8 protein-coding genes are annotated in these 9,471 nt (G+C 59.8%); 3 read left to right on the plus strand and 5 right to left on the minus strand.

All coding sequences use genetic code 11. The annotated features are described in order from the left end of the window. Positions 1–14 precede the first annotated feature (14 nt). The 5 genes from fahA to hppD are packed head-to-tail and all read right to left on the minus strand — an operon-like array spanning position 15 to position 5,386. Positions 15–1,307: a fumarylacetoacetase gene (fahA, locus tag WCA10_RS26165; protein ID WP_472825495.1), complete on the minus strand. Its 1,293-nt coding sequence runs from the start codon at positions 1,305–1,307 to the stop codon at positions 15–17. Next, positions 1,298–2,149: a hypothetical protein gene (locus tag WCA10_RS26170; RefSeq protein WP_472825496.1), complete on the minus strand. Its 852-nt coding sequence runs from the start codon at positions 2,147–2,149 to the stop codon at positions 1,298–1,300. The genes fahA and WCA10_RS26170 overlap by 10 nt, the downstream gene beginning before the upstream one ends. Next, positions 2,146–3,465, minus strand: coding sequence for a homogentisate 1,2-dioxygenase (hmgA, locus tag WCA10_RS26175; RefSeq protein ID WP_472825497.1), 1,320 nt, complete (start codon positions 3,463–3,465; stop codon positions 2,146–2,148). Before hmgA ends, WCA10_RS26170 begins: the two co-directional genes overlap by 4 nt. A 12-nt stretch (positions 3,466–3,477) precedes the next feature. Then, positions 3,478–4,230 (minus strand): phenylalanine 4-monooxygenase, encoded by a 753-nt coding sequence (locus WCA10_RS26180; RefSeq protein WP_472825498.1) that lies wholly within the window; start codon positions 4,228–4,230, stop codon positions 3,478–3,480. Positions 4,231–4,240: 10 nt separating this feature from the next. Next, complete coding sequence (hppD, locus tag WCA10_RS26185) at positions 4,241–5,386, minus strand: 4-hydroxyphenylpyruvate dioxygenase (RefSeq protein WP_472825499.1); 1,146 nt, start codon at positions 5,384–5,386, stop codon at positions 4,241–4,243. A gap of 171 nt (positions 5,387–5,557) precedes the next feature. Here hppD and WCA10_RS26190 point away from each other — a divergent pair, with 171 nt between their 5' ends. The 3 genes from WCA10_RS26190 (at position 5,558) to WCA10_RS26200 (ending at position 9,206) form a co-directional block, all read left to right on the plus strand. Continuing rightward, positions 5,558–6,058: an Lrp/AsnC family transcriptional regulator gene (locus tag WCA10_RS26190; protein WP_472825500.1), complete on the plus strand. Its 501-nt coding sequence runs from the start codon at positions 5,558–5,560 to the stop codon at positions 6,056–6,058. Positions 6,059–6,070: 12 nt separating this feature from the next. Continuing rightward, entirely contained in the window at positions 6,071–6,628 is a 558-nt protein-coding gene (thpR, locus tag WCA10_RS26195) for an RNA 2',3'-cyclic phosphodiesterase (protein ID WP_472825501.1), read from the plus strand. A gap of 685 nt (positions 6,629–7,313) precedes the next feature. Continuing rightward, positions 7,314–9,206, plus strand: a complete 1,893-nt coding sequence (locus WCA10_RS26200) for a PP2C family protein-serine/threonine phosphatase (protein ID WP_472825502.1) — start codon at positions 7,314–7,316, stop codon at positions 9,204–9,206. Positions 9,207–9,471 lie beyond the last annotated feature (265 nt).

The following is a 9,471-nucleotide window of genomic DNA, read 5'->3' on the forward strand; positions in this document are numbered from 1 at the left end:
GAGCTCCCCATCGGTTACGGCCTGGAGGAATCGGATGGAATGATTTTGCCCGTGCATGTGCCGAAGCCGATGCGAGGGATGCCAGGGGCCTGGCAATGGCCGCGCAGGATTACTTGATCGCCGTCTTCGAGAAATGTGCGCGTTTCGCCGGTAGGTAATTTGATGGGTTCGGCGCGGTGCCTCATCTCGAGGAGACAGCCTTCAGAGCCCTCCTCCGGGCCGGAGATGGTGCCGGTGGCGAGCAGGTCGCCGGGGCGGAGGTTGCATCCGCTGCTGGCGTGATGGGTGAGGAGCTGGGCCGGCGTCCAATAGAGATCGCGAAGATTTCCCTGGCTGATCTGGATAGGCTTCGTTTTCGCCTTGCGCATCTTTTCCGATTGCAGGAAGACCTCGAGGATGACGTCGAAGCCAGCGTGAGTGGAATCGCTGGAACTCAGATACGCGAGGGGTGCGGGGTCGCCTTCGGGACGAGTCGCGGCCGGCACGCGATAAGGTGCGAGGGCTTCCATGGAGATGATCCAAGGCGAGACCGTGGTCGCGAAATTTTTGGCGAGGAAGGGGCCGAGGGGTTGGTATTCCCAGGACTGAATGTCGCGTGCGGACCAGTCGTTGACGAGGCAAAGGCCGAAGATGTGCTGCTCTGCATTGTTGATTGGAATGGGCTGACCGAGGGGATTGCCGGGACCAACGAAGATGCCGACTTCGAGTTCGTAGTCGAGAGAGCGCGATGGGCCAAATGCTGGCTCATTGGCGGTCGGTGATTTTGTCTGGCCCTGAGGACGGCGAACATCGGTGCCGCTGACGACGATCGACGAGGCGCGGCCGTGGTAGCCGATGGGAACATATTTATAGTTAAGCAGCAGCGGATTGTCAGGGCGGAAAAGTTTGCCGACGCGCGTGGCGTGGTGGATGGAGGCGTAGAAGTCGGTGTAGTCGCCGATCTCGGCGGGCACTTGCATCTGCACGTCACGCATGGGCACGATGAGCGGCTGCACGCGCAACCTCGTGGCGGAGTCAGCACTCTCCGCGAGGAGTGCGGTGAGTTGGTTGCGGAGAACGGACCAGGTTTCGGAGCGCAGGGCCATCAGATCGTTCAGGGATTCCTGCGCGCAGGCTTCGACCGCACCCGAACCAAGTTCGCGAAGAAGGCCCAGGTCAGCGCAGGCGCGCAGGTCGAGCACCTGGTCGCCGATGGCAACGCCGATGCGTGTATCCCCGTTGTAGCTGAAGACGCCGTAAGGCAGATTCTGCAGCGGGAAGTCGGTCCCCGGCTCGTTCGCGCTTTCGACCCAGCTTTTTACAGCCATCCCAGCACCTCCAGGTCGCGAATTGGTTCGGTGAAAGAACACGATCCAAAACTAGTGAAGAAGCTGTGCATGTCGCGCAGTGGCGTGCTGTTCCAAGCGAAGTTGCGGCAGCGAATGACATCCGGAGAGGCATCCCAAGCACTGGGGTCTTCTTCCCGGAGTGTATCTATTGCCTCATCAACCGACCAGCCGGAGTGTAGCAGGGCGGCAGTGCAGGCGAGATTCAAGAAGCCGTGCATGACAGCCGTTGAGCTGTCCGGAGCGTAGGTGAGGTGATGGCGCGAGCGAATCGGATGATGCAATCCTGCTGTAGCTTTGAAGGCGATTTTCCGACTGAAAAGCTCCTTCAAAATGAACGCAACCGATTTCGCGTCGGGAAACGCCTCCGGCACAACACCGCCCATGCGCAGTTTGGCGCGCATCTCTGATGCGGCAAGAACGTCGAACACTGGCGTCGTAAAGCCATCGATCGGCACTTCGATGTAGCGTTCGATGCTCTTCGGCAATCGCCGGCCAAGCTCGTCGATGGTTGCAGGTTCGGCGCATTTGATCTCGATGGACTCGATGCGGAATCCATTGCCGATGAGCGATGAAAATCTCTGCAAATCGATTTCCGGCGTTGCGATCACGCTGAGTGGCATTGCTCTGAACGCATCGCCCGCGAATTCACGAAGCTCATCGGTGCGCGCGATATCTACGATGAAGCGGCCGAGCGCGAAGGCGTGCGGACCGCCCCGGTAGTCGAGGTAGTTGCGCACGGCGGTGCGCATGTCGAGGCCGGCGGGCGGATAGAGGCCTGCGTAGTCAATCAGACCCGCGAGTAGCGTTTCGACGGCAGTCATTTCTTCTTTGATTTGGACTTTGAGTTTTGCTTGAAGTGCTTCTTCAGCCCCTGCCAGCACTCGAAGTATTCATGCTGCAAGATGCGGGTGTTCATGGCGAACTCGGTGGGGCGAACGACGAGCTGGGTCTCAAACATGAAGGCAAGCGTGTTGGCCAGGTAGTGCGGCTTGAGTTCCGCCGCGGTCGCGCGCTCAAAGGTCTCGGCATCGGGGCCGTGTCCGGCCATGCAGTTGTGCAGGCTGGCTCCGCAGGGCACAAATCCCTCAGCCTTGGCATCGTAGGCGCCAAAGACAAGGCCCATGAATTCGTTCATCAGGTTGCGATGGAACCAGGGCGGGCGGAAGGTGTGCTCGGCGACCATCCAGCGCGGAGGAAAGATCGCGAAGTCGCAGTTGGCGGTGCCAGGAACGTGAGTCGGCGCGCTCAGCACAGTGTAGATGGACGGGTCGGGGTGATCGAAGGAGACGGTATTGATGCAGTTGAACAAGGCGAGGTCGTATTTGTAGGGCGCGTAGTTGCCGTGCCATGCCACAACATCGAGCGGAGAGTGATCGATGACGGCGGACCAGAGGCGCCCCAGGAACTTCGATGTGATGCGAAAATCGCCGTCGCGATCTTCAAATGCCGCGACGGGCGCTTTGAAATCGCGCGGATTGGCGAGCCCGTTTGCGCCGATTGCGCCAAGTTCCGGCAGACGAAACGGAAGGCCATAGTTTTCGCAGATGTAGCCTCGCGCCTGTTTCTCAGCGAGCACAACGCGGAATTTGATACCGCGAGGGATGACGCAGATTTCGCCGGGAGCGACATCGAGTATTCCAAGCTCCGTGTGCAAGCGAAGGGCGCCGAGTTGGGGAACGATCAGCAATTCGCCGTCGGCGGTGTAGAAGAAACGATCCTGCATTGAGGTGTTGGCGGCGTAGAGATGGATGGCGACGCCCTGCTGCATCGCAGGGTCTCCGTTGCCGCCAAGCGTCACAATGCCATCCACGAAGTCTGTCTTTTCTTTGGGGACGGGCAATGGGTCCCAGCGCAGTTGATTGGGCGAAGTGGGGACCTCAAGAAACGGCCCGCTGCGGATGAGCCGCGCAGGGATCTCTTCGTAGGGGCGATGGGTTACAGAAGGACGGATGCGATAGGTCCAGGAGCGGCGATTGGCGGCGCGCGGCGCGGTAAACGGGGATCCGCTGAGCTGCTCGGTGTAGAGGCCGAGGGGATGCTTTTGCGGTGCGTTCTGGCCCTGTGGCAAACCTCCTTCGACAGCCTCGGTGGCAAACTCATTTCCAAAGCCGGTCTGGTACCGGAATCCATCAGCCATGCGTTTCACCTTTCACAAGCGGTTCTGCCGGGCGCGGCTCTCGGCCTCGTGCATCGCTTCGTAAATCTGGTCAAAACTGGAAACTGCAAACAGCAGCTTGTGCAGCTCATCCACCTTTACCGGAGTCGCGAGCACCTCGTCCAATGAAAAATCGTGGATGGCGCAATGCCCTTCGATGACGTTCAAGCACTCGCCGTGGGAACTGATGAGGCCGCTGCCGTAGACCTTGATTTCGTTGTGCTCGCGGATCAATCCGAACTCCACGGTATACCAGAACAGGCGGCCCAGCTTCTCCAAAACAGTTTCATCTTTGATGGATGCGCAAACGCTGCCGTAGCGCTCGAGGAATTCCGCGAAGACCTTATGTGCGTGCATCGGAACGTGGCCGAAGACGTCGTGGAAGATGTCGGGCTCCGGCGTGTATTCGAGCGACTCGCGGCTGCGGAGCCAGGTTGTGGTGGGAAAGCGGCGCGCTGCGAGCATCTCAAAGAAAGCCGGCGCCGGCAGGAAGCCGCTCACCGGCGTGGAATTCCAGCCGGTGCGCGGCTCGAGACGGGCGCTGATCGCGGAAAGCCGGGGAAGGCGGTCGCGTTGGAGGCCGATGATTTCAAACCCGTCGAGGTAGGCGCGGCTCGCGTGCTTTTCGAGTTCAGGAAGTACCCGGCCCACGAGCTCCGCCCAGACGGCGTGCTGCTCGTCGGTGTAGGCGGAATAGTCCTGCTCAATCAGGTAAGGAACGGAAACGGAAAGCGCTTCGGTTTTCATCTCACCTCTCCTACAGGTTTCCGCGTGCCTGCTGCTCGCGCTCGATGGCTTCGAAGAGCGCCTTGAAGTTGCCTTTGCCGAAACTGCGGCTGCCCTTGCGCTGGATGATCTCGAAGAACAGGGTGGGGCGGTCTTCAACGGGACGCGTGAAGATCTGCAGCATGTATCCCTCGGGATCGCGATCGACGAGGATGCCGAGCTTTTCAAGTTCATCGACAGGCTCATCGATGGTGCCGACGCGGCTTTGCAGTTCGGTGTAGTAGGCGTGCGGCACCTGCAGAAACTCGATGCCCTGCTCGCTGAGTTTGCTGACCGTGTGCAGAATGTCGTTGGTGGCGAGCGCGATGTGCTGGACGCCCGGGCCGCCGTAGAACTCGAGATACTCTTCGATCTGCGACTTCTTTTTGCCTTCGGCGGGCTCATTGATGGGGAACTTGACGTAGCCGTTGCCGTTGGCCATCACCTTCGACATGAGCGCCGAGTATTCGGTGGAGATGTCCTTGTCGTCGAAGTGCTGATAGAGCGAGAAACCCATGATTTCGGCGTAGAACTTCACCCACTCGTCCATCTCGTGCCAGCCCACATTGCCGACCATGTGGTCGATGTGGAGCAGGCCGGTGGGCCGCGCGATCGTGTCGCGCTCGACGGCGCGGTAGCCGGGGAGGAACGCACCGGTGTAATTCGTGCGCTCGACAAACGTGTGGATCGTGTCGCCATAGGTGCGGATGCTGGACAGGACAACCTGTCCGCGCTCATCGGCGAGAACGTAAGGCTGTGCGACGCTGACGGCGCCACGACTGGTGGTTTCGCGCCAGGCGGCACGGGCGTCGTCGACCCAGAGGGCAATGACCTTGACCCCGTCTCCGTGTCGCCCGACGTGCTCGGCGATGGCGTTGCCGCCGCGCAGAGGAGTGGTCAACACGAAGCGGACTTTTCCCTGCTGCAAAACGTACGAGGAGCGGTCGCGCTGGCCAGTTTCGGGTCCTGCATAGGCGACAAGCGACATGCCGAAGGCGGCGCGATAAAAGTAGGCGGACTGGCGCGCGTTGCCGACGTAGAACTCGACGAAGTCCGTGCCCTTGAGGGGGAGAAAATCCTGGCCGGGAGCAACGGTTTGGGAAACCTGTACGGGAGCAGAGTGCACGGTGGCGCTCATGCGGTACCTCCTGTGCCGGGACTGAGGGGAAACGTACAGGGGATGGATTCCCGGCTGACCCATACTCTAGGACGCGGCGAAGGCACTGAAAATGGGTATCGCGTAAAAAACAAGGGCCAAAACCTAATGGCATTAAGCATAATGGGGATGCAGCTTAAGGATTTCTGGCAGATGAGTCACAAAACAAGACCGAACACGATTGATCTGGATGCGATTGCGTGGAAGATACTGGAGGCCCTCCAGCAGAACGCACGCGTGTCGTTTGCGGAACTGGGGCGAAAGATTGGGCTTTCGACGCCGGCAGTAGCGGAACGCGTTCATCGCCTTGAAGAGGCCGGCGTAATTACCGGTTATCATGCGTCGCTCAACGCCACCAAGCTTGGCGTGCCGATACGCGTCCTGGTACGGCTCACGATTCCGGGAGGCGAGTTGCAGATCAGCCGCACGGTGACTGCGCTGAAAGACCTGAGCGAGATCAGCCGCTGTCACCGGATTACGGGCGCCGAATCGTTCGTGATTGAAGCCGACGTAGTTTCGATCCGGCACCTGGAGGCGCTGATCGACAGGCTATCGGCGCTGGGCGCGACTTCCACATCGACCGTGTTGTCATCCCCCGTGGAGCGCCGGGATCACCAGGCGAAGCAGATCGAGTCGTTCGCGAAATTCATTTGAGGTCGGCGAACCATGCGGCTCTTCATCGGAATTCCATTAGCCTCCGAAGCCGTCGACGCACTTGAGCGCCTTTCGCGCAGCCTGCGATCCGCCAACGACAGTCTCCGCTGGAGTTCCCCCGAGACGTGGCACATCACCCTGCAATTCTTGGGCGAGACCTCAATCGAAAAGTACGGCAACCTCGCACAGCACCTCGGCACCATCAAATCGCCACCGGTTCCCGTCTGGCTTCATGGGACAGCTTTTTTTGACCGCGCCGGGGTGTTTTTCGCCGCAGTGAATGTGTCGCCCGAACTGCGCCGTCTTGAGCAACTGGTTGCAGCGGCGACGGCACAGTGCGGGACCGCTGCGGAAGACCGCCCCTATCACCCCCACGTCACACTCGCGCGCGCCAAAGGCGCCGAAAAGCTACGCGCACTCCGCCAGCTCAAAAACCGAGTGAAAAGCGACTTAGAATTCCCGCCGTTCACCGCCCGAGAATTCCTCCTCTACGAATCCTTCCTCGGTCCGGCTGGCGCACGCCATGAGGTTCGCGATCGCTTCCCCATTGCTGCGAAGTTTGGTTCCTAAACGCTCTTTGCTACGTTGGGGTCGGATCACCGCCAATCGCGAGTAACCCAAAATTGGGGTTGGGGAAGGGTTGCCCACATCCTCTCGGAACCCGAAAATCAGACCTTCTGCCCGTGCAAGAAGCCAGACAAGAGCGCTAGTATTGCAGTTGCCAAGTGGATCACTCCAATCCTGAGGAGCGCGAGCCTCTTGGGTTCAATGTGAGAGGAGGAAGTGCATGAAGGCCAGATGGCAAACGGAACCGGGCCGTATTCTGTGCAGGTGGTCTGGAATCGGAGAACGTATCGAATACAACCCGCCCTGGATGCAACAACCCTCAAATCGCACTGAACGCCCCGTTGCAGTGGCGGTTCCGGACTTCACCATGCACAGCCCACTGGGTTCGGGAGAGTGGTTCGTTCCCTGGAGGCTGCGATGGAGTGTGCCGGGCAGAGTGGCGGAGTAGCTGAGCGTCGCGAAGTCTAGGAGACAGTGCCGGACGAATCACCGCCCATACTTCCCCTACTCGTTTTTTTGGCAAACCCGAGGCGAAGAAATAGAAAGGCACCATTCACCCACAACGCATGTCACGCTCCAACCTTCGGGCAATCTTCCCAAAAACCGAGATTGTTCGATTGTGAATGCAGGGCTTGTTAGTACGCCGTCTCTGTGAGAGGCTCTCCATATCCTCCGGAGGCCAAATCCCTTGCACCGTGCCTGTTTGGTTTTTGCATTGGCACTGATCGCTCTTGCCTCTGCGCGTCTCGATTGCGCCCAGACGATCGTGACGCACAGCGCCGGTGGACCGGCGCGTCTCGACGGTCCCTGGCTTCTCTACGAAGGCGATCCTCCTGACGGTCCAATCGCTTCAGCCGATCCGCGCCCTGGCCGAACTTACCAGCTCGGAACCGGCCGCATTCCACGCCAAGGCCCTAAAATCATCTGGCTCCGCGCCACCGTGTCACCTGACGAACCGCTTTCCAATCCCGCTCTGCTCGTGTATCCCAACGCTCAGGATTGCCAGGTGTTTGTGGATGGGCAGAAAGCCGTTGACTGCAGCAATTGGCCCCGCACAACAAATCATGCGCGGCGCTGGTTGCTGGTCCATCTTCCAACAGGTCCCGCCCAGATCGCAATTCGCATCGTCGGGCCCTTGGGTTCGCCTGCAAGAATCCCCCACAACGGCGACGTGCTCTGCGGCCGTGCGCCGGTGCTCGAAGATATACGCACAGCCAATGACGCAACCCACTTTTATGGGGTGTTGCCGCAAACGTTGCTCTGTGCAGGTGAACTCCTCGGCGGGGCGATCCTGCTACTGGCCTTCCGCAACGATGCCCGCGGGCAAGCGTACCTTTGGTTCGCCGCTTTCCTTTTTCTCGATGGGACGATGTCGTTGGAGTCGGTCTTCAATTATGTATACCCGTTGCTTCCGTACTCCACCGGCGAGCTTACTGACGCTCTTGGCATGATAGGCCGCTATGCGCCGTTAGTTGGTTTCATCGCAGCCTTCACCGGGGTTCGCCTCAACCGCTGGATGCGCGGTTATCAAATTCTGCTGTTGACTATCCCGGTGCTGTTCGGCTTCCCCTATTTAGGCGAGAAGTTAGCATGGTTACCGCGATGGTCAGGCGAGACATTCTCTCTGGTACTGCTCGTCGTTCAAGTGCCCTTTATCGTTGGCTCGCTGGGCTTTCTTGCATGGAAATGGAGACGCGGAAACAGCGAGGCCGGTCTGTTGCTGCCCTCATTTCTTCTGGCAAGCACATTTGAGGTGCTCGGAATCACCGTACCCTGGTTCAGGCAATTCCATGTCGGTCGCTTTGCCTTTGAATACGACGACTTGTCGATGTTCTTCTTCCTGGTTTCAATCGGTCCGGTCCTGTTGTTTCGCCATCGCCGCATCGCTCTTGAACACGAACGGGCTACGGCTGAGCTCGACGCAGCGCGCGAGATCCAGCAGCGACTGGTCCCACGATCGATCCCTGCCCTTACCGGCTGCCACATTGAAGCCGCTTATCTGCCTGCGCACGAAGTTGGTGGGGACTTCTACCAGATCCTTCCGCGGCCGGACGGCAGCGTTGTCGTTGCGGTCGGAGATGTGAGCGGCAAAGGGTTGAAAGCCGCCATGACCGGAGTGCTGGCCATCGGCGCTCTGCGCGCCCTCGCTTTTGAAGGCCTGGGCCCCGCCGCGATCCTGATGCGCCTAAACGCCGAGCTGGTGCGCGCCAGCAACGGCGGCTTCGTCACCTGCTTTTGCGGGGTGCTGAATCCTGGCGGAGCCTTACGCTTTGCCAATGCCGGACACCTCGCCCCTTTCCGCAACGGCCGGGAGATCGAGGTACCCGGTTCGTTGCCGCTCGGCATCGTTCCCGACGCAGAGTACGAAGAGAGCACGCTTGCGCTGGACACGGGCGATCGCCTGACGCTGCTCACCGACGGCGTGGTTGAGGCCCAGAGCGCCAACGGCGAGCTCTTTGGTTTCGAGCGGACTGGTGAAATCAGCGCCCAGGCAGCTCAGAGCATCGCCGAGCAGGCGCAGCGTTTCGGCCAAACCGACGACATCACCGTCCTGACTCTTAACCGTCTCGCTCCTGCTTGACGATCACTCTTCGTTGTCTTCGCAAGGATCCCGGCAGGTGGCGGTCAGCCGGGAATTTCGCGGCTCGCCTCTCAATCGCCCGACCCACTCCTCCATGTCAGAATTTCAGGTCGTTGGTCGCAGTAGGGACGATCATTGCTGATCGCCCCCTGCGCAGATCCGTACGAGCGCGTCTACGCATACGGCTCTTATGAAGGATGAGTGGCGTAGAAGCGAGCATCGGGATAGGGATGCAGGACGTAGGGGCGTGGTATCCATCGTTCGA

Source organism: Occallatibacter sp. (assembly GCF_049582745.1).
GTDB lineage: Bacteria > Acidobacteriota > Terriglobia > Terriglobales > Acidobacteriaceae > Telmatobacter.